The 19,742-nt window shown below is 46.9% G+C and carries 17 protein-coding genes and 1 pseudogene; 10 read left to right on the plus strand and 8 right to left on the minus strand.

The features are described from left to right. Position 1: 1 nt before the first annotated feature. The gene (locus tag ACLGGO_RS18345) at positions 2–1,198 is read left to right on the plus strand and encodes a macro domain-containing protein (protein WP_446420389.1); all 1,197 of its coding nucleotides are present in this window, start codon (positions 2–4) and stop codon (positions 1,196–1,198) included. A gap of 157 nt (positions 1,199–1,355) precedes the next feature. Here ACLGGO_RS18345 and ACLGGO_RS18350 read toward each other — a convergent pair whose 3' ends face one another. Continuing rightward, complete coding sequence (locus ACLGGO_RS18350; protein ID WP_446420390.1) at positions 1,356–1,607, minus strand: hypothetical protein; 252 nt, start codon at positions 1,605–1,607, stop codon at positions 1,356–1,358. 160 nt (positions 1,608–1,767) lie between these two features. On the opposite strand from ACLGGO_RS18350, the gene ACLGGO_RS18355 reads away from it, so the two are divergent. Both ACLGGO_RS18355 and ACLGGO_RS18360 read left to right on the plus strand, forming a co-directional pair. Beyond that, positions 1,768–1,989, plus strand: a complete 222-nt coding sequence (locus ACLGGO_RS18355; protein ID WP_446420391.1) for a helix-turn-helix domain-containing protein — start codon at positions 1,768–1,770, stop codon at positions 1,987–1,989. Between the two features lie 131 nt (positions 1,990–2,120). Next, a complete protein-coding gene (locus ACLGGO_RS18360) occupies positions 2,121–3,668 on the plus strand; it encodes an alpha/beta hydrolase (protein ID WP_446420392.1) in 1,548 nt (515 codons plus the stop codon). Between the two features lie 54 nt (positions 3,669–3,722). Here ACLGGO_RS18360 and ACLGGO_RS18365 read toward each other — a convergent pair whose 3' ends face one another. The 4 genes from ACLGGO_RS18365 to ACLGGO_RS18380 form a co-directional block, all read right to left on the minus strand. Beyond that, complete coding sequence (locus ACLGGO_RS18365) at positions 3,723–5,327, minus strand: NAD(P)H-quinone oxidoreductase subunit 4 (RefSeq protein ID WP_446334923.1); 1,605 nt, start codon at positions 5,325–5,327, stop codon at positions 3,723–3,725. A 200-nt stretch (positions 5,328–5,527) separates the two neighbouring features. Further along, complete coding sequence (locus tag ACLGGO_RS18370) at positions 5,528–7,582, minus strand: NAD(P)H-quinone oxidoreductase subunit 5 (RefSeq protein WP_446334812.1); 2,055 nt, start codon at positions 7,580–7,582, stop codon at positions 5,528–5,530. 296 nt (positions 7,583–7,878) lie between these two features. After that, positions 7,879–8,280 (minus strand): thioredoxin, encoded by a 402-nt coding sequence (gene trxA, locus ACLGGO_RS18375; protein WP_446420393.1) that lies wholly within the window; start codon positions 8,278–8,280, stop codon positions 7,879–7,881. Between the two features lie 88 nt (positions 8,281–8,368). Beyond that, positions 8,369–9,046 carry an NnrU family protein gene (locus ACLGGO_RS18380; protein WP_446420394.1) on the minus strand — a complete coding sequence of 226 codons (678 nt, stop codon included), beginning with the start codon at positions 9,044–9,046 and terminating at the stop codon, positions 8,369–8,371. 238 nt (positions 9,047–9,284) lie between these two features. On the opposite strand from ACLGGO_RS18380, the gene ACLGGO_RS18385 reads away from it, so the two are divergent. The 7 genes from ACLGGO_RS18385 to ACLGGO_RS18415 all read left to right on the plus strand — a co-directional run bounded on the left by ACLGGO_RS18385 (position 9,285) and on the right by ACLGGO_RS18415 (position 15,302). Next, entirely contained in the window at positions 9,285–10,301 is a 1,017-nt protein-coding gene (locus ACLGGO_RS18385) for a LysR substrate-binding domain-containing protein (RefSeq protein WP_446420395.1), read from the plus strand. Between the two features lie 413 nt (positions 10,302–10,714). Next, a complete protein-coding gene (locus ACLGGO_RS18390) occupies positions 10,715–11,539 on the plus strand; it encodes an SDR family oxidoreductase (protein WP_446420396.1) in 825 nt (274 codons plus the stop codon). Between the two features lie 275 nt (positions 11,540–11,814). Continuing rightward, positions 11,815–12,849: a tRNA dihydrouridine(20/20a) synthase DusA gene (gene dusA, locus ACLGGO_RS18395; protein WP_446420397.1), complete on the plus strand. Its 1,035-nt coding sequence runs from the start codon at positions 11,815–11,817 to the stop codon at positions 12,847–12,849. Then, a complete protein-coding gene (locus tag ACLGGO_RS18400; RefSeq protein WP_446334818.1) occupies positions 12,846–13,193 on the plus strand; it encodes a DUF6883 domain-containing protein in 348 nt (115 codons plus the stop codon). The genes dusA and ACLGGO_RS18400 overlap by 4 nt, the downstream gene beginning before the upstream one ends. Continuing rightward, positions 13,190–13,501: a DUF4926 domain-containing protein gene (locus tag ACLGGO_RS18405; RefSeq protein ID WP_446420398.1), complete on the plus strand. Its 312-nt coding sequence runs from the start codon at positions 13,190–13,192 to the stop codon at positions 13,499–13,501. The genes ACLGGO_RS18400 and ACLGGO_RS18405 overlap by 4 nt, the downstream gene beginning before the upstream one ends. Before the next feature lie 366 nt (positions 13,502–13,867). After that, positions 13,868–14,251 carry a hypothetical protein gene (locus ACLGGO_RS18410; RefSeq protein WP_446420399.1) on the plus strand — a complete coding sequence of 128 codons (384 nt, stop codon included), beginning with the start codon at positions 13,868–13,870 and terminating at the stop codon, positions 14,249–14,251. Between the two features lie 430 nt (positions 14,252–14,681). After that, positions 14,682–15,302 (plus strand): HPF/RaiA family ribosome-associated protein, encoded by a 621-nt coding sequence (locus ACLGGO_RS18415; protein ID WP_446334821.1) that lies wholly within the window; start codon positions 14,682–14,684, stop codon positions 15,300–15,302. 193 nt (positions 15,303–15,495) lie between these two features. Here ACLGGO_RS18415 and ACLGGO_RS18420 read toward each other — a convergent pair whose 3' ends face one another. From ACLGGO_RS18420 to ACLGGO_RS18430, 3 genes and pseudogenes are all read right to left on the minus strand, one after another. Then, entirely contained in the window at positions 15,496–16,773 is a 1,278-nt protein-coding gene (locus tag ACLGGO_RS18420; protein WP_446420400.1) for a molybdopterin molybdotransferase MoeA, read from the minus strand. Between the two features lie 226 nt (positions 16,774–16,999). Next, positions 17,000–18,865 (minus strand): PhoX family protein, encoded by a 1,866-nt coding sequence (locus ACLGGO_RS18425; RefSeq protein ID WP_446420401.1) that lies wholly within the window; start codon positions 18,863–18,865, stop codon positions 17,000–17,002. A 206-nt stretch (positions 18,866–19,071) separates the two neighbouring features. Further along, positions 19,072–19,742: pseudogene (locus tag ACLGGO_RS18430) on the minus strand (hypothetical protein); the annotation flags it as partial.

Genomic DNA, 19,742 nt, shown 5'->3' on the forward strand with positions numbered 1-19,742 from the left:
AATGATTAAGTACACTGACACTACCGTTTTTAATGTAGGAGTACAAACAATTGTCAACACAGTTAATTGTGTAGGTGTTATGGGAGCAGGACTGGCGCTGGAGTGTCAGTTACGCTTTCCAGAAATGTATCAGGATTATGTAGAACGCTGTAAGCGAAAAGCTGTCAAAGTTGGTAGACCCTATCTTTATCGGGGATATGGAACACCATGGATTATGAATTTTCCTACCAAAAACCATTGGAAATATCCGTCAAAAATTGAATGGATACAACAAGGATTATATTATTTTAGGCAAAACTATGATCGGGGTGGAATTACATCAATTGCATTTCCTAAACTAGGGTGTGAAAATGGTGGTCTTAATTGGGATGATGTGAAAGCTGTAATTGAAGCAACTCTCCAAGAGATTAACATAGATGTGTATATATGCCTTGATCAAGAATCAGAAGCCAGTGGAATAGAAGGCATTATGACCGACTTGGTGAATAATAAGCAGGATTGCTTCTGGATTTCTGCATTGGGAATTAGAGAGGACATTGCGACCAAAATATTAGATTCACTGCCTATCAGACGATTTCGAGAATTAAGAAGAATTGCGGGTGTGGGAAAGCAAACTTATAACGAAGTCTTCAAATTTTTGTATTCAATTGCTGTAAAATGTGATTCTGAAGTGTATCAGGATACTGATGCACTAGAAAAAAATCAATCAATCGCTGATACATTTGAGGTAGTGCAAGTTGCCGCAAAAGAGCCTGTTATACACAATCAGGTTAATGGCGAAAATACCGAAACAGAGTGTACTATCTCGGCTCCGGAAGCCAAAACTAAGCTAGCGGTGGATACTAACCAACGCAATCACGTAATGTTCTTGCTTAAAGAGCGTCTAGGCTTAGAAGAAAGTGATTTATGTAAGCTGAAATGGTGTGAATTCAAAAATCATGAAGACAAAGAGCAAGTGACGTTATTTGGTAAAGTAATTCCAGCGTCATTATGGCAAGAAATTAAATCTATTCGTGGAGATTCAGAATTAAATGATCTAGTCTTTCGCAAGGGTACAGGGGGTCAGTTATCAACTTCATATGTTAAAAAAATTATGCGTGATGCAGCTAATAATACTGGAGAGCTTGATGTGAAGAGTTCTCAACAGCCAAAAGCTCCAACCAAAGAAACACAGCTAGAGCTTGATTTAGTTTACTGAAAATTATTTGAACTATAGGTGGCTATGAGAAAGGGTGACACTCTCTTTGCCTTTCACCCCCCATTTTTAAGGGCGCATCGCTATGCGCCCCTACGATGGTGTCAAGAGAATTAACTAGCGATCGCACCCACCCATCAGCAAGCGCGATCGCCTCCCCTCATCCTCCAATAACCGCTTTTTGCGCCGTTGCTAGAGACACAGCTACCATTTCCTCATCCGGTTGCGGGTCAAACACCACGACAAACGACGCATTAGGTATAAGCTGACGCAGACACCGCAAGTGACCATCCGCATCAGACCGACTGCGAAACCGACCCACGATCGTTCGTTGCATATTGGGTAGGAGTTGAGCGATCGCCCAGGGAGTTAGTCGCTCTCGGTAAGTGATTTGATTGAAATTGTATGGCATGATTAGATTATCCGTAAGGAACAAAGGAAAGGGCGTTAGTCAGTCTCTTGGCGGGGATATACTAACGCCTGCCTACCATGATTAAAGTGCAAATCAGCTATTCTTGTCAATACTTAGCGCTAACTTTTAACGATAGATTAAGCGGAATAGTCGGTCAGCTATGGATCTGAGAGCCTTGAGAGAACGCGCAGGGTTGAGAATCTCAGACGTAGCGCGTGAAATAAAGAGTGCCGAATCTTCAATTCGCAACTGGGAAAAGGGGAGAACAACACCCAAGATGGAAGTTTGGCAAGTATTTCACTTGCGTGACTTGTATCAATGCACGGAAGCTGAGTTAGTGCAGGCGGTCAAAGAGTCGATGCTAGAAGAAATACAGCCGTGATGTTTAGGAAGTGCGATCGCACCTTACCCTCCCAAACTCTAGGATTGAGACAGTGCAAGTAGGATGGACTCTTCCCCACCTTACTGGTAGAAGCAAGATAAAATATCTACAAAGCCGCAAGCCTCTACTATATGGTGCATCCCCTTCTCGACCAACGCGATATTTTGCAAGTCCTGTTCCATCCCAAACCGGATACAACGGGTAAGCCGCGATCGCCAAATATCCATCTCATTGACGTTGAAGTCGAACCGAGACTCTTTCTCAGAGGACGATTGTACCCAGCCGCCAGCAATTCGCCGGCTATTCTATTTTTTCATGGCAACGGTGAGATTGCAGCTGAATACGATAGCATCGCCAAAATTTTCACTGTCTTGGGCATTACCATGATGGTGATTGACTATCGGGGCTATGGTAAAAGTGATGGGACATCCACCGCCTCTAATCTCCTGGCTGATGCCCTCAAGGTATTCGCTGCTTTTGGTAAAATCTTAACGGCGCATCAACTGTTTCCCCAACGACTTTACGTGATGGGGCGCAGCCTGGGTAGTGTTCCCGCCATTGCTGTTGCCGATCGCGCTCAAGATAAATTAGCCGGACTGATTATTGATAGTGGCTTTGCCGATACCTTCGCCCTGCTCAAACGTCTTAGCTGGCGGGGTAGAGGTAATGAGGATGAGCGTTTGGGATTTGGTAATACCGAAAAAATCAGCCGCATTTCTATACCAACGTTGATTATTCATGGTGAGAAAGATTCATTAATCCCTCCCCAACAAGGAGAAAAACTCTACAACTCTTGTGCCGCCCCAAATAAGCAGTTGATCCGGATTAAAAATGCGGGTCATAACACCTTGATCCGCATGGGGATGTGGCAATACTTTGAAGCAATCCAGAAATTTGTCCTCGGTAAATTAGTTTTAGACGAAGCCTCACTATTGCAGTTACTATTACGTCCCCGCCTGAATAATCAGATTACGCCCCTCGAACTCTACCCAGTGGCTGTCGCTGTTGACTCTCAGGTCAAAGTTCGAGGAATCCTCTACCCAGCAGCAACTGATGCACCTGTTATTCTCTATTTCCCTAATATTAATGAGTTAGCCGCCGATTGTAATTCTATTGCCAAGTTATATCGGCGGATTGGAGTCACTCTGCTGGTTTTTGATTACCGGGGTAATGGTGCCAGCGAGGGTCAAGCAACAGTGAATAATGTGTTAACTGATGCGGTAACTATCTTTAATCAGGTTGGTGATATTTTGCACTCAAAAGGGCTTTCCCAAGAGCGACTCTATGTTCTAGGGCGAAGTTTGGGAAGTGCCGCCGCGATCGAAGTGTCAAGGCAAGCCGAAACTCAACTGGCGGGGTTAATTATTGAAAGTGGTTTTGCCCAGCAGTTTCCTCAATTGTCTTATCTGAATACCTCGGCGGGAGAAGTAGGGGTGAATGGCGATGTTTTTGGCAATCTGCGGAAGATGGGAGAAATCACTATCCCAACTCTAATTATTCATGGAAGAAAAGATACAGTAATTCCCGTTGCTGAAGGGCAAGAACTCTACTACTACTGTGCGGCACAAGACAAAAAGCTGGTGCTGATTGAAAATGCGGGTCACAATATCAGAATCTCTCTGGAACACAACCAGTTTTTTCATGCCATTCAGAGATTTGTCGGCAATTCAGAGCAATAATTGGTAGTAGGGGTTTGGTAACCAAACCCCTACTTGAAATTGAAACCAGAAGCGCTAACGCACCGGAGGCGGAACCTCTAACCCCACGCGATCGCGTCCTCCAATTTTCGGCGCTACCATCGATACTGTAGGCGGATTCCCTTCCGCCAACGTTGGTACAGAACCGCGCAACCGGGCGGTTAACTGCTGCGTCGTCGAGTCATACATCTGCGTGACTAGCTTGGGATACAAGCCAATGCCAATAATCGGCACCAGCAAACAAGCGATAATAAACACCTCACGCGGTTCCGCATCCTGCAAAACCTCGTGTTCCACCAGTTCCTTATTTTCCGAACCGTAGAAGATTTCCCGCAGATTTGACAGCAGATAAATCGGCGTGAGAATTACCCCAACGGCTGCCAAAAAGACCACGATTACCTTAAATGTGGAATTGTAGGCATCCGAGGTAGCAAATCCGACAAACACCATTAACTCTGCCACAAAGCCACTCATCCCCGGTAACGCCAGAGACGCCATGGAACAAGTCGTCCACATGGCAAAAATCTTCCGCATCCGTTGACCCACGCCCCCCATTTCATCCAACATCAGGGTATGGGTTCGGTCATAAGTTGCCCCGACTAAGAAGAACAGACTCGCACCAATTAAACCGTGGGACACCATTTGCAACACCGCCCCACTCAAACCCAAGTCGGTAAATGAGCCAATCCCGATTAAGACAAAGCCCATGTGGGAAATCGAGGAATAGGCAATCTTGCGCTTGAGGTTGCGTTGGGCAAAAGAGGTTAATGCCGCATAAACGATATTCACCACCCCCAAAATCACCAACACTGGGGCAAAATAGGCATGGGCATCGGGTAACATCCCGGCATTCATGCGAATTAGGGCATATCCGCCCATCTTCAACAGAATCCCCGCTAGCAACATGTGAACCGGGGCGGTGGCTTCTCCATGGGCATCGGGTAACCAAGTATGTAAGGGGAAAATCGGTAACTTCACCCCATAAGAAATCAGAAACGCCGCATACAGCAACAGTTCCAGATTTAGGGCATAATCCTTTAAAGCTAGCGATCGCATATCAAAGGTGACAGTATCCCCATAGAATGCCATCGCCAACGCCGCGATCAAAATAAACAGCGATCCTCCTGCCGTATACAGAATAAACTTCGTTGCCGCATACAGCCGCTTTTTGCCGCCCCAAATCGAAAGCAGCAAATAAACCGGAATTAACTCCAGTTCCCACGCTAGGAAAAACAACAGCATATCCTGAACCGCAAACACGGCAATCTGACCGCCGTACATTGCCAGCATCAGGAAGTAAAACAGCTTAGGCTTCAGGGTTACGGGCCAAGCCGCGAGGATTGCCAACGTCGTCATAAACCCCGTTAACAATACCAAAGGCATCGATAAGCCATCCACCCCCACCGACCAATTCAAGTCTAGGGTGGGCACCCAAGCATACTTCTCAACCAGTTGCAGTCCCGGATTGGCAAAATCATACTTTGTGACGAAAGCACAAACTATCAACGTAAAATCAATCAGCCCAATAATCAGGGCATACCAGCGTTCCCAGACGCCATTCTTCTCCGGCAATAATGGAATGCCCACAGAAGCGACGATGGGAAACAGAATAATTACAGTTAACCAAGGAAAATCAGTCATTAGTTCATGGTTCATGGTTCATAGTTTATGGTTTATTGTTCATAGTGTATGGTTAGAACTCAAAACCCGGTTCCCTCAAAGGTCGTGAAGGGTCAAAACCATGCCCTCAAAGGTCGTGAAGGGTCAAGTCAGGGCGGGTGCGATTCACATTTGTTGTGAGGTAAGAAACGATAGGAGTCAAACCCGCCCCTACCAAATTATCAAGACAACCCAGAAACAATCACAAAACCGAGAACTGCCCCAAAGACAATTAGCGCATAGAATTGAGCGCGACCGTTTTCGAGATATTTGAGTCCTTCACCACTGATCAGGGCAACTAAACCGGTTAAATTAACCGCACCATCGACCACACGGTAGTCTACTTCCATCACCTGGCGGGCTAGGCGACGACTTCCCTGTACGAACAGCCGATTATAAAGATCATCGAAATACCACTTGTTGAGAGAAAACTTGTAAAGCGGTGTAAAGTTTTTCGCGATCGCGGCGGGGTCAATTTGACGCATCCGGTACATCAGCGATGCTACGGTAATGCCAATTAGGGCAATCCCCACTGAGGAACCTGCCATAACCACAAACTCACTCCAGTTAAACGCTGCTTCATGACTCACCACTTCCGCCACGGTTTCTCCAGGGGCGTGGATAAATTCCTCAAAGTAGTTGTCAAAGGGCATCCCCACCAGACCAATCAGCGTTGAGGGGACAGCTAGTAACAGTAAGGGTAAGGTCATGGTTAAAGGGGATTCATGGGGAGACTCACTATGCCCATGGTCATGATCCTCAGCCTCTAATTCCCGCCTATCCATGGCACCAGGTCCAAAAGCGGGTGCAGGTTCAGCCACTGCCCCTTTAATTTGCTCCTTAATACTGGTGATATTACCTCGGAAATCGCCCTCAAAGGTCATGAAATACATGCGGAACATATAGAAGGCAGTAAGTCCAGCCGTCAGCCAACCGACAACCCACAGTCCTGGAGAAGCGTTAAAGGCACTGCCTAAGATTTCATCCTTTGACCAGAATCCAGCAAAGGGAGGAATCCCAGAAATTGCCAGAGTGCCAATTAAAAACGTCAGCGAGGTAATCGGCATATACTTCCGCAATCCTCCCATCAGCCGCATATCCTGGGCTAAATCCGGATCATGACCGACCACGGCTTCCATACCATGAATCACAGAACCGGAACAGAGGAAGAGCATGGCTTTAAAATAAGCGTGGGTCATCAGGTGGAATAACCCGGCACTGTATGCCCCAATCCCCATTGCCATGACCATGTAGCCTAACTGGGAGATGGTTGAATAAGCCAGACCCTTTTTGATGTCATTTTGGGTCAGGGCGATGGTTGCCCCTAAAAAGGCGGTAAATCCTCCCGTCCAGGCAATGACTGTCATCGCCACAGGGATATTTTCAAACACGGGGTACATGCGGGCAATCAGAAATACCCCAGCCGCAACCATAGTGGCGGCGTGAATCAGTGCTGAAATTGGGGTAGGACCTTCCATCGCGTCAGGAAGCCAAACGTGCAAGGGAAATTGAGCAGATTTGGCAACCGGTCCTAAAAAGACTAATACGGCAAACAGGGCGGCGAGTCCGGTGCTAATATAACCGGATTCGACAAAGGCTTCTAAGTGGGCGCCCATGACATCAAACTCGAAGCTACCGGTTGCCCAGTACAGCCCCAGAATACCTAAAAGGAGACCAAAGTCCCCCACCCGGTTAACCACAAAGGCTTTTTGACAAGCATCGGCGGCGGCTTTGCGATCATACCAGAATCCGATGAGTAGGTACGAACACATGCCCACCAGTTCCCAGAAAATATAGACCTGTATCAGGTTGGGACTAATCACCAGACCCAACATTGAGGAACTAAACAGGCTCAAATAGGCATAGAAGCGCACATAACCAGGGTCGTGTGCCATGTAGCCGTCGGTATACACCATGACCAGAAAGGCGACGGTAGTAACGACGACTAACATCAACGCCGTTAGGTTGTCGATGGTGTAACCCATCATTAGGTGGAAATTCCCTGCCGCCGCCCATTCCAGGGTACGGGTAAACGGTTCATGTCCGTGAAATTGACTCCAGAATATGGCAAACGACAGCACCATCGCCGCCCCCAGCAGGGAGACGACGAAAACGGAGGATAACTTCCGTAGCTGATTTGTGGTTTTGTTGAATGAGATAAGCCCTAAGCCGACTAGCATTGCCCCTGCCAAGGGCAAGACCGGGATCAACCAGGCATATTGATAAAGCGATTCCATGGAAGACAGCTTACTTTAGATTTCTTTACTATTTTGACAAACCGTTAACAACTGTGACATATACCTATACAAAAAGAAAGTTGGCTCGGTGTGAGCCAACCTCAAGTAGAAATACTTATTCTATAAGGAAACTCTTGGGTTGATTAATTTTACTGATAGTGATACCTCAAAAACACGAATAGTTCAGTGCAGCGACCTTCAAATAACCACCCGTTAACCATAAGCCAAAAAGCAGATACCATAAACTTTACAGCCTTGGAGCCTTCTGCCCTGGAACCTTCTGCCTTCTGCTTTTACTAGGCGGCTGATTGAGTTGCATTCTCTAAGGCGGTATGAGTTAAACTTTGCCCCATGGATGCTGAAAACTGTGATTGACTGTTCCCGATCAGGTTTTGAATCGCTAAGCGCAAGTCATCTCGTCCTTGAAAGCCTTCTAGTCGCTCCACTAACTGACCGTTCTCAAATAAGAGCAAGGTGGGTAAAGATTTGAGTTGATAGGCACTGGCAAGCCTAAGACTATTATCCGCATTCACCCGCACGACTTCAATCTGATCGCTCCATTCCTGCTGTACGTCCTCCAACATTGGCTGGATTAGGCGACACAGACCACACCAAGGTGCCCAAAAATCAACCAGAACCATCTTGGAGTTTTCTAAAACGTATTGCTTAAACGTCTGCTCGTTCACCGACAACACCATGATCCCTCGAATTCTATTGGATTTTTACTCTAGCCTTGGGATCATGCTACATCGAATTGGGATTATTTGAACAATAAATCTACTAATTTTACCAATTTATTTGGGCAGTTGCTCGCATGAGTAGGGGATGCGCCCACCACAACAAGCCCACAAACCCGATTACGCCTAGATAGGCGGGACGGATAAATTCATCCCATTTCAGGGTTTGGCGTCCTTGAATCAGAGCAAGGAAGGGAAAAACCGAGGTGCGCTCTTTGACGGACTCAAAGGCTTCACCATAGCGCTTGGAAAGCCGTTGATCCCCATGCCAAACCCCAAAGCAATGGTGCAAAATTAATCCCACCGAGGTGAGTAAGGTGAAGCTGGTGCCAATCCAGAGGGTGTGAGCAATACACCAGATCACCTGTCCCACCATTTGCGGATGTCGGGTAATGCGAATAATCCCGGTTTCGTAGAGGTGAACTTGGGGTTTCTGGATGGCGGCGATTTCTAACAGGTTGAATGTCGCGGGGTAGAGAAACAAAAAAGAAATCGCTGAAAGCCACCAGACTAGGGGCTTGATCCCCGGAATTCCCTGCACCTGCCACAATTGAATCCCATCATAGCGGTGGTTGAAAAAGTAAATAATTAATACAACGGCAAGAGATAGGCTAACCAGAGCAAATAAAATTCGATAGAACCTCGCGCCAATGCGTTGTTCAGCCCAAGGTCGCAGTGCGGCTAGACCACTATGCGCGATCGCAAACCCCAAAAGTAGTCCAGCCATTACCCAATGACTGGATGTCACGTTAGTCAAGACCCCCATAAATCCTGATGTTGATTCATTGCACAATTCATCCTAGCAAGAATACTCAAAGAGTTGATCCCGTGTTGTGTTACTGTCGATTTCAGGCAGAGGCTTATACGTTCGTTGTCGGCAATCCAATTCATCGTTGACGTTAAATTCCATCTTCAACCCCTCTTGGATTGCCTGTTATTGCTCCTTTTTTGATGGTTTAGCTCCTATGTCTGACCTTCCTTTCACTCTCGATCAACTCCGCATTCTCAAAGCTATCGCTTCTGAGGGGAGTTTCAAACGTGCTGCTGATAGTTTGTACGTTTCCCAACCGGCTGTGAGTTTACAAGTGCAAAACTTGGAACGACAGCTTGATGTTCCCTTATTTGACCGAGGCGGGCGTCGCGCTCAATTGACAGAAGCCGGACACTTACTCCTAAGCTACGGTGAGAAAATCCTCACTCTTTGTCAGGAAACCTGTCGGGCGATTGAAGATTTACAGAATCTTCAGGGTGGAACGCTGATTGTGGGCGCCTCTCAAACCACGGGAACCTATCTCTTACCTCGGATGATTGGCTTGTTTCGACAGAAGTATCCCGATGTTTCAGTACAATTACAAGTCCACTCGACTCGCCGTACCTCTTGGTCTGTTTCCAATGGACAGGTCGATTTAGCCATCATTGGCGGTGAAGTACCCACGGAACTTCAAGAAACGTTACATATTATGCCCTATTCGGAAGACGAGTTGGCGCTCATTCTACCCGTCTTTCACCCCCTAGCAAAGGTGGGAACGGTGCATAAGGAGGACTTGTATAAGTTACAATTTATTGCCCTCGACTCCCAATCTACGATTCGTAAGGTAATTGACCACGTTCTCACCCGCTGCGATATTGATACCCGACGCCTGAAGATTGAGATGGAACTCAACTCAATTGAGGCAATTAAAAACGCGGTGCAATCTGGATTAGGGGCGGCTTTTGTGTCTATTTCAGCCATCGAAAAAGAATTGCAAATGGGTGTTTTGCACCGAGCAACGATAGAAGGCGTTGTGGTAAAGCGAATGTTGTCTTTAATCGTCAATCCCCATCGCTACCGTTCCAAAGCCGCCGAAGCATTCAGCCGGGAAATTTTGCCGCAGTTTGCGCCTCCAGGATGGCAAGAAAATCCACCCTCCTCAGCGCCAATAACGGCTCCTAAACTGAATTCGGCATCATCTCAACCTGCATCGTCTCAACCAACAGGTTAAGGACAGTTGAGCGAAGCGTTTGCGGTTGAAATTGCCAGAGTGTAGAGGTGTGAGAGTGCAGAAGTAAGAGCTACCTGTAGGGGTACAACATGTCTACCTGTAGGGGTACGACATGTCGTACCCCTACTAGGACTAGATTCGCCGCGTATGTTCTGATTGATCAATGGATAATTAATAATTGATAATTGACAATTGATTAATTGGGTCTAAGACCTCTTCGTTTACGAAGAAATCAAAAAAGATTTTCCTTAATTTCAATCCTCTTCTTTTAAGAAGAGGTCATTATCCATTCTTCATTATCCATTGTCAATTTGTGAATCAAGGCTATGAACAACGCGATTTTCAGGGAAACCATACGCCATTTTGTTTTGCGATCGCGTATAGTCTAAGATCGTACTATATCTCCCAGTAGCATGAATGTTGCAATTATCGGTTGCGGTTATGTCGGTAAAGCCGTTGCACACCACTGGCGTCAAGACTTGGGCTTAACTGTCACCGCAACCACAACCACTCCTGAGAAAGTGCCAACCCTAGAAAAAATTGCCCAGCGCGTTATCGTTGTCAAAGGCAATGACCCAGAGGGGTTAAAATCAGTGGTGCAAAACCAGGATACTATTCTTTTAAGTGTAGGTGCATCTAGTGCTAATGCTTATCAAGACGCTTATCTAGAAACGGCGAAAACTCTAGTTTCTGTTCTCAAAGATACTCCAACAGTCACTCAATTAATTTATACAAGTAGCTATTCGGTTTATGGTGATCAAGGGGGAGATTGGATCACAGAAGAGTCTCCAGTTCAGCCAAGCACTCCAAATGGTAATATTTTAGCCGAAACTGAACAGGTATTGCTATCAGCCGCTTATTCAAATTTACAAGTTTGTATTCTCCGCCTAGGTGGAATTTACGGAGTGAATCGGGAATTAGTGAAGATATTTGGTCGATCTGCAGGAACCACTCGTCCAGGTAAGGGAGAGGATATCACCAATTGGATTCATCTGGATGATATTGTGGGAGCGATTGAATTTGCCCGTTCCCATCATCTGCAAGGGATTTATAACTTAGTCGATGATACACGATTACCGTTACGGGAATTACTGGATCGATTGTTTGAGACGCACAATCTAGCCAAGGTATCCTGGGATACATCTGTATCCAGCACTCGTCCCTACAATACGCGAGTGTCAAATCAAAAGATTAAAGTGGCTGGGTATCAGTTCATTCATCCAGAGATTATATTCTAATTACCTAGCTCTTAAGAGTTTCCCGCTAACGCTAACGCAACGCTTTCGCTACCGCAACACTTTCCCATGACAGGTTAGAACGCAACTTGGTATTAAGTGCGATCGCTCTCAAGCTCAAGATAGATGATTATGGCGTGGATTGGAGTAATCCTGATAGAGGAAAAGCACAGAGAGTGAATCAAATGGCTTGTCTGCTATATGTTATAGAACTCCGTGAGTTGTTAATCTGGATCTGATACCCAGTGCGATCGCATCCAGACAAATTCTACAACCTCATGGTCAGTCCCAATACCGTCGTTTTACCCCAACCTCAACCTCACGTCATCCAGGGAACTTATCCCTTAAGTGTCGCGCCGATGATGGATCGCACAGATCGTCATTTTCGGTACTTCATGCGCCAGATTACCCGCCGCACTCTCCTCTATACCGAGATGGTCACCAGTCCAGCTATTATACATGGCGATCGCGAACACCTGTTGGGTTTTTCCTCCCAAGAGAAACCCTTGGTGTTGCAAGTGGGGGGAGATAATCCCCTAGAACTCGCCGAATGCGCCCGAATTGCCCAAGGGATGGGGTATGACCAGATTAATCTTAACGTAGGATGTCCGAGCGATCGCGTACAAAATGGTAACTTTGGTGCTTGTCTGATGGCGCAACCGGAACGGGTAGCGCGGGGGGTGGAAGCGATGATTAAGGCGGTTAAAATACCTGTTACCGTCAAGCATCGGATTGGTATTGATGAGTGCGATCGCTATGAGGATATGGCAAACTTTGTCAGTATTGTCTCAGCAGCCGGATGTCAGCATTTTAGCGTTCATGCGCGGAAAGCTTGGTTACAGGGATTAAGTCCCAAGGAAAATCGCACGGTTCCCCCTTTACGGTATAGTGACGTGCATCGCCTCAAGCAAGAATTTCCCCAGTTATTTATTGAAATTAACGGGGGATTTACCAGTTTAGAACAGGTACAGGAACAATTAAAATTTGTCGATGCGGTAATGATTGGACGCGCCGCTTACGATCACCCTTATCTGTTTGCTCAAGCTGATTGTCAGATATTTGGGGAGGAAGATATAGCGCCAACTCGCCATCAGGTTGCGGAAGGGATGTTAGATTATATTGATCATTGGGTAGCAAAAGGATTGAAGCTGAATAAAATTACCCGCCATATCCTACAATTATTTTCCGGACAACCTGGGAGTCGTGCTTGGAAGCGACATTTAACCGAAAAATCTTGTATTCTGGGTGCAGGTTCTGAGGTGGTGCGGGAAGCCTTGGCAAAAGTACCTGACTTGTCCCTGAGTGTTAGATGAAACTGAAAGAGATTGTTAATCGTCTGGCTATTGATCCGCGTAAGCTAACAGAGTACGCTCTGAATCCAGATAATCCCGTAGGCAAAGACAAAGCGATAGTATTTCAAAATCGTTTAGGATTTAGTAAAGACAACTACAATTCACTGTTAGAGCAAATCTCCCATCAAGCACTTGATGCCGAGGTCATACTGGGTCGCAATGATCAACATGGTCAGCGCTATAGTGTAGATATTTTAATTCTTGGAACAGAAGGTCAGCAAGAGATTGTTCGGACAGGCTGGATTGTAGAACCTAATAGTGATTCAGCGAGATTAGTAACGCTTTACGTGAGGAAAAGCCCATGATTGAACCCGAGTTATTTGATGGAATTAAGTTACTGGTAAATTTGCCTGAACACAATCTTTACTCTGGTATGCAAGGGGCGATTGTAGAATGTTACTCCGATAAGGCTTATGAGGTAGAATTTACCAATCCGGATGGTGAATCCATCGCATTGTGTACACTGTCACCTGAGCAATTTATTGTGGTATGGAAAGCAAAGACTAAAACCTGGCTATCAGTAGCAGAACAAGTGGCGGCGATCGTAAATCGCCTGTCTGAGGAACGCCGACAGGAAGTGTTAGATTTTGCTCACTTTTTGTGTCAGCGGTAGTTACGGGATAAATTGAGTAAATTCTCCAAAATATTCATGTTATCCTAAAGTTTTAGTATTCCACCGAGTAACAGATTCATTGCACTGAATCTTGGCAAAATCAAAAAGTTAAACTGTATTGGCTTGGCTACTCAAAAATAAGGATTTCCACTCATACCAAATCCGGGTTAACCATCCCCTTTATAACCTACTCCTTGTCAAGCGGACGCAAGGGTCAGTGTAACAGCGATTTTAATCGCCGTGACAAAAGGGGGGAACTCAAAAAGTTAGGGGAATCCCCCAAGTCTGACACCTTCCCCTAACTGGTTATTCGGGATGCTCAAAAACGTCCAGCCTCTACATCGCTCAGTTGGCTTAAGGAAAGTTATGCCAACTATTCTGAACTTAACAGAAGCGATTAGAGTTGCGCCAGGGACGTTATCTATGAATACTCAGGCTTATATAATACTAAACCTAATTATTTTGGCAACGGGATTGAGTCACCCTGTAATCTACATTCAAAGTCATCAACATTTCCTGATGTCAATATTTTCCCATAAAGCAAGGCAAAATTCATTATTGACACAAAAAAAACAGTTAGAGGAACCGCCGCTAAATCCAGGTTCTCCTGATGAACGGGTGCCAGCAGGAACCTACAAGAGCGATAGTTTGGCTGTTGTGCAGACAAGGAAGGATTTGGTCAGGGTGGAATACGAACCTACTCCACCAAAAGAGGACAGACCTGGCGGTAGTCGGTGGATTGCTATTTAAACCCCGTCTAGATTATAAACTGAAATCAATCTTATGGGAGAGGCAAATGAAGCCGAAATTATTTAGTAAAAATTATCCGAGACTTCTATCTCAAATCTATGTAATTCGATAGAAAGCTTGAACCCGATCGCCTTGTTAACCTGATTACAGTGGTGTTGCAGAAGTTCACAGCAATAGAGACCTCTCGCACCGGATGAAAATAACATAACAGGAGGATATTATATGTCTGCGACAGGATTACCAGAATTTGACCCCACCGTTCAAAAAACAAATACTTAGGTCAATGATGTAGCCGCAGAACTAGGTTGGGAGGACAAACAGAGAGCCTTCCAGGGATTGCGCGTCACCTTGCACGCTTTGCGCGATCGATTGATAGTATAAGTCCGTGCGTAATGTAATTATAAATAGCTGAATTGAGGACTGATAGTTTATGCAAATTCCATTAGAGATTTCCTACCGGGATGTGCCAAAAACCGAAGCGTTAGAGGCATTAGTGCGGGAAAAAGTCGGTAAGTTGGAGCAGGTTTGCGACCACCTTAATAGTTGCCGCATTGCGATTGAACAGGCACACAAAAACCCCAATAGCGGTTCCCCCTATCGGGTACGAATTGATATGACAGTACCACCAGGTCACGAACTTGCTGTGGTCGAAAATCCCGGACAAGGAAACCAGTATCAGCCTGTAGAAACCGTAGTGCGTAACGCCTTTGAGTCGGCACGCCGCCAGCTTATCGAACTCACCGAACGGCAACAGAATAAAGTCAAGTCTCATCCTACTCAGGAAATGACGGCAATAGTTACTAAGTTATTTCCAGAAGAAGGGTACGGCTTTCTTAAAAGCCTGGAGGGTCAGGAAGTCTATTTCCACCGTAATAGTGTCCTCCATGATGACTTTGACCGCTTAGGAATCGGTACAGGCGTCCACTTTTTTGCCGAGGAAGGCGAACAGGGACTGCAAGCCAGTACTGTGCAGATTGTGAACAAGCCGGGTGAGCGTATTTCCAAAGTTGATGAATTGGAAATTGAACAGCCCCTCGGTTGGAGCCAATAGATTAGCACTTGTGTAGGGGCGGGTTTCACGATTATCACAACAGATGCGACTAAACCCGCCCTGACCGATGTGTTCCAGACTTGCAACGGTAAACCCGCCTTCGCGGGTTTTGTTTGTGTAGCTGCGGTTACCCTACGGGAAGCCGCTCCGCGTCTACAACCGCCCCATCTTACAGGATGTTTCCTCATCAATCTCAACGAGAGAATTCAAAGCCCACCGACAAAACTTGCACCGTTTCTCCTTCTCGAATCAAAGTTTGACCAACGGGTATCATAGCCAGACCTGTGGTTTGGGCTAAATTAATTAAATTACCCGAACTGTGACTCCCACCCGCCAGATTGAATTCATAGTTTCCCTCAACTAATTGAAGCTGACCCCACAAATAGGATTCTCGACGCCCATCAGATTTGAGTTCATTACGAGAGATGGCGTTGATAAACCTGGGCTTCCATCGTTGCATTGGCAAACCGGAACACTTTCTCATCGCAGGTTGCACAAATCGCCAACAACTGACTAAGGCAGATACTGGATTTCCGGGTAGACCAAAATATAATACTGGATGCGATGAGCCTTTTTTATTCCCCTGATGAGGCGGGAACATCGCCACGGTTAAGGGTTTACCAGGTTTAACCGCAACCGAACGGATGTGAATCTCAGCATCCAGTTGGGCTAAAATTTCATCTACATAGTCATAATCCCCCACAGAAACGCCACCTGTAGACAGAACCATATCAGCGGCGGGAATCGCTTGGGCAATGGCTTGCTTCAGGGCGTCTGGTTTATCGCGGACAATCCCCTGTACCTTAGGAATTCCGCCACAAAGAGTAACCCAAGCGGCTAGGGCGTATTGATTGGAATCGACAATTTGACCCGGTTGCAAGGGTTGGTACGGAGTAACCAGTTCATTCCCTGTGGAGAGAATCGCGACTTTGGGACGGCGATAGACGGTGAGTTCCGTACATTGGGCGGCGGCGAGAACGGCAATTTCTGGCGCACCCAGTTGAATTCCTGTGGCTAAAAGGGGTTCTCCAGCACGGTAAAATGATGCCTGATGACGCACGAAGCCTTGAGGTTTCGGTGCTTGTAAGATTAAAACATGGTTATCCTCACGCAATGTATGTTCCTGCATCACCACTGTATCGGCGCCCTGTGGCATACATGCACCGGTGAAGATACGCGCAGATTGTCCGGCTGCAATCGTTTTTTGCGGTTGATATCCGGCGGGAATCTCTTCGACGAGTTCTAAACGTATCGGTTGCTGTTCACTAGCCGAGTGCACATCAGCATAGCGCACCGCATAACCATCCATGGCAGAATTATCCCAGTGGGGAAAATCCAATTGGCTAGTTACAGGAGCAGCCAAAATGCGACCTGTGGCGGCAGATAGGTCGATGATTTCGCTGTCTAACTGGGAGTCTAAGGGTTGAACGAGATCTAAGATAATGGATTCGGCTTGGTTAACGGGTAGCATGGGTTTAAAGGAAATCAGAAGCGGGATTAATGTTCGATTTTACTGTGAACTGATTACTTTTATCCTTGTATTCAAAACCATGAAACCCCTCTCAGAACTATGCTGGGAGGGGATTTTTTTCTTTATTTTCGCCTCAACAGTGGGCGACAGAATACATTGAACAACGTCTGTCTGCGATCGCTTTAAGCCAAGCAGGAGTTGACAAAAACCCAAACATTACACCAACTTAGGAACCAACGATGCCGCCATCCTTGCGAGTAATCACAACCGTTAGATCACGGGGTATTTTGCCGCTACCTTGGGGTGCCGGAAAGTTTGTCAAAGCTGGATTGCCATTACCCGGATGCTGAAGGTTGACAAACAGCGTTCGACGATCAGGGGTTCTGGTCAAACCCGTCACTTCACAGCCTGTTACCCCAGTGAAGAGGCGACAAATCTCACTCGTGTTTGTGTCAGCAACCAGCAGTTGGTCATTCGGTCTCACGCCGTTGATTTCAGGTTGAGTACCATCAGTCTCAATAAACAGCCTGCCATCGGGATCAGACCAGAGACCATCCGGACTACCAAAGGCGCTTTTGTCGGTATCATGGGTATCGACAGCGAGAACAAAGATGTCCCAGGTGAAGGTGGTGCCAACATGGTTGTTGCTGTCTCGCCACTTGATGATGTGACCAAAGGGATTGGGTGCCAGAGGGTTAGGGGCATCAGGAACTTGACGGCGGCTGTTGTTCGTGAGGGTGCAATAGATATCCCCATTGGGAGCAGCAGCAATCCACTCCGGACGATCCATCGGTGTGGCACCCAGGGTGTCAGCGGCGAGACGGGCAAAGGTTAACACCTCAGCTTGATCCGTAAACCGAGCCGCAAGGGCTGGATTTTTAATCGTGAGTTCCAGCCACTCGCCTGTGCCATCATCATTAAACTTGGCGACATAGAGCGTCCCTCGGTCTAAGGGGCTGATACCCCGTGCCCGCATCGACCGCCAGTTGCTTTGTGAAACAAACTTGTAAATATAGTCAAAGCGTTCGTCATCGCCCATGTAAACCACGGCACGACCGCCTTGTCCGACGACAAGCTCGGCGTTTTCGTGCTTCAACCGACCTAATGCAGTCCGCTTAACGGGTGTCACAGAAGCATCCATCGGATCAATCTCGACCACCCAGCCAAAGCGATTCTCTTCGTTGGTGTAACTGGCGTTCGAGAGGTTAAAGCGCGGGTCAAAGTTGTGCCAATCATAGCCAAAGCCTGCGGCACTGAAGCCATAGCGCTCTTGTGCTTCCGTAGGTGTCCAGCTATCGGTAGCGCCGAAGTAACCGTTAAAGTTCTCCTCACAAGTCAGGTAAGTCCCCCAGGGAGTGTGACCATTCGCACAGTTGTTCACTGTACCTTTTGGGGAATTGCCTGCTGGTGTTTGCAACAGTGAATGATCGGCAACGGGTCCACTGAACGTTACAGGTGTATTTACATGGATGCGACGAGCATTCGAGCTGCCAACCCTTTGCCACTTGCCGTTAATCTTTTCAATCTCAACTATGGATACGCCATGAGCATGCTGAGAGAGGCGCACATCTTCAAGACTGTCCGGTGCTTCCTTGCCGAGGACATGGAAGTTTTTACCAAACTCGTGGTTAATCGCCAGCATCCCCCGGTCATTACTATCTCCAATCGGGAAGAGCCACATGCCATCGTGACCAATTCCAACTTGTTGCGCCTGCTCGGCAGCCGTCGGGCGTGTATTCGGGTCACCATTATATTCTGGATCACCGGGCTGAATCGAGGTTCCCCAGGGAATCAGCACGTCATACTGGTAATCCGCTGAAATGGTGGGTATGGGTCCTGTACCCTTAACAGCAGGAACAGGTTTGAAGTTGATCAAACGGCTGCCTGGAGCTTTGGCGATCGCGGTAGACCCTTCAGCCGTCGCCGCCGCACCTCGATCTAACAAGCGATCGCCTACCAGTGCGGCTAAGAAGCCAGTGGCTGACAGCGCTGCACCACGAGCGAGTACGTTTCGCCGAGACATTCTGGCTTGGAGTACGTCTTGAAACGGACGATTGCCTGACTTATTGCTGCTTCTGTTGTCGTGAATCAATTGCACTCTCCTGTTAATATTGACGCTGTTGTGGGTAACGCTTGTGAACTGAAAACCGCTCTATACTCGAACTCAGTCACGTCAAGTCAACCCCGTTTTAAACCGGAAGCTTTTCCCTGGCAGGATGCTATATTTCTCAGTCGGGAAAGGTTAAGATATTTTGTGTCAGTGAACGGTCACACCTAACTTGCCAAACATCACAATCCCTAATCCAATTCATCTAAATACTCCTGTGCCACTGTTCCAGGCAGACGACCTTCATCTAAGGCTTGATCAATTTGTGAGTTCGGACGTTGAGTCCCGATAGTCGCCCTAACTGGAGTTCTTGCCACTATTTCTGTCGGCTGCCTTTCATAACGCTGGAGTAGCGCGTAGGAGGCACTATAGTAATCAGAAAAGAAACTCACACGGGGAGTTTCTTGCCACTGAGTACGAGAAACAGTAATCCTGAGAATGGGAACAATTTCGCCGTCGCGATCGCCGACAACCACTACCTGAATCTCTGAAAGAGTGGGGTTTTGACTAAATTGACGACTAATTTCGTCGCTAGCCATCGCCTCTGCTCGCCCGAAAAAGTCTTCATACTCAACTTGACCATAGACAGACATATCAACAACGATGCTTTCCGCCTCTGCCTGTACCGGTCGATAACTATCACCAACAAAGCAAAGGAACGCCGCCGCCACCACTATCAAAAAATGGCGGGTCAAACCTTTGCCAATCCACTCTGTCAAAGCGACTCTTACCACTTCTGGTTGCCGTGATTGTCTCAACGAGTTGATGTACATAGTTACAAAGGCTTTACAGACAAGCGATAGTGAAAGCCCCCGTCTTTCAAGCGGGGGATGAAACTGAGCAAATCGTACAGATAGCGGGA

This window comes from Coleofasciculus sp., from assembly GCF_046565525.1.
Classification (GTDB): Bacteria; Cyanobacteriota; Cyanobacteriia; order Cyanobacteriales; family Coleofasciculaceae; genus Coleofasciculus.

Bases quoted from the DNA above. Each gene is read 5' to 3' on its own strand.
- ACLGGO_RS18345 (WP_446420389.1), top strand. From the start codon at position 2: ATGATTAAGTACACTGACACTACCGTTTTTAATGTAGGAGTACAAACA.
- ACLGGO_RS18350 (WP_446420390.1), bottom strand. From the start codon at position 1,607: ATGCCATACAATTTCAATCAAATCACTTACCGAGAGCGACTAACTCCC.
- ACLGGO_RS18355 (WP_446420391.1), top strand. From the start codon at position 1,768: ATGGATCTGAGAGCCTTGAGAGAACGCGCAGGGTTGAGAATCTCAGAC.
- ACLGGO_RS18360 (WP_446420392.1), top strand. From the start codon at position 2,121: ATGGTGCATCCCCTTCTCGACCAACGCGATATTTTGCAAGTCCTGTTC.
- ACLGGO_RS18365 (WP_446334923.1), bottom strand. From the start codon at position 5,327: ATGACTGATTTTCCTTGGTTAACTGTAATTATTCTGTTTCCCATCGTC.
- ACLGGO_RS18370 (WP_446334812.1), bottom strand. From the start codon at position 7,582: ATGGAATCGCTTTATCAATATGCCTGGTTGATCCCGGTCTTGCCCTTG.
- trxA (WP_446420393.1), bottom strand. From the start codon at position 8,280: ATGGTGTTGTCGGTGAACGAGCAGACGTTTAAGCAATACGTTTTAGAA.
- ACLGGO_RS18380 (WP_446420394.1), bottom strand. From the start codon at position 9,046: ATGGCTGGACTACTTTTGGGGTTTGCGATCGCGCATAGTGGTCTAGCC.
- ACLGGO_RS18385 (WP_446420395.1), top strand. From the start codon at position 9,285: ATGTCTGACCTTCCTTTCACTCTCGATCAACTCCGCATTCTCAAAGCT.
- ACLGGO_RS18390 (WP_446420396.1), top strand. From the start codon at position 10,715: ATGAATGTTGCAATTATCGGTTGCGGTTATGTCGGTAAAGCCGTTGCA.
- dusA (WP_446420397.1), top strand. From the start codon at position 11,815: ATGGTCAGTCCCAATACCGTCGTTTTACCCCAACCTCAACCTCACGTC.
- ACLGGO_RS18400 (WP_446334818.1), top strand. From the start codon at position 12,846: ATGAAACTGAAAGAGATTGTTAATCGTCTGGCTATTGATCCGCGTAAG.
- ACLGGO_RS18405 (WP_446420398.1), top strand. From the start codon at position 13,190: ATGATTGAACCCGAGTTATTTGATGGAATTAAGTTACTGGTAAATTTG.
- ACLGGO_RS18410 (WP_446420399.1), top strand. From the start codon at position 13,868: ATGCCAACTATTCTGAACTTAACAGAAGCGATTAGAGTTGCGCCAGGG.
- ACLGGO_RS18415 (WP_446334821.1), top strand. From the start codon at position 14,682: ATGCAAATTCCATTAGAGATTTCCTACCGGGATGTGCCAAAAACCGAA.
- ACLGGO_RS18420 (WP_446420400.1), bottom strand. From the start codon at position 16,773: ATGCTACCCGTTAACCAAGCCGAATCCATTATCTTAGATCTCGTTCAA.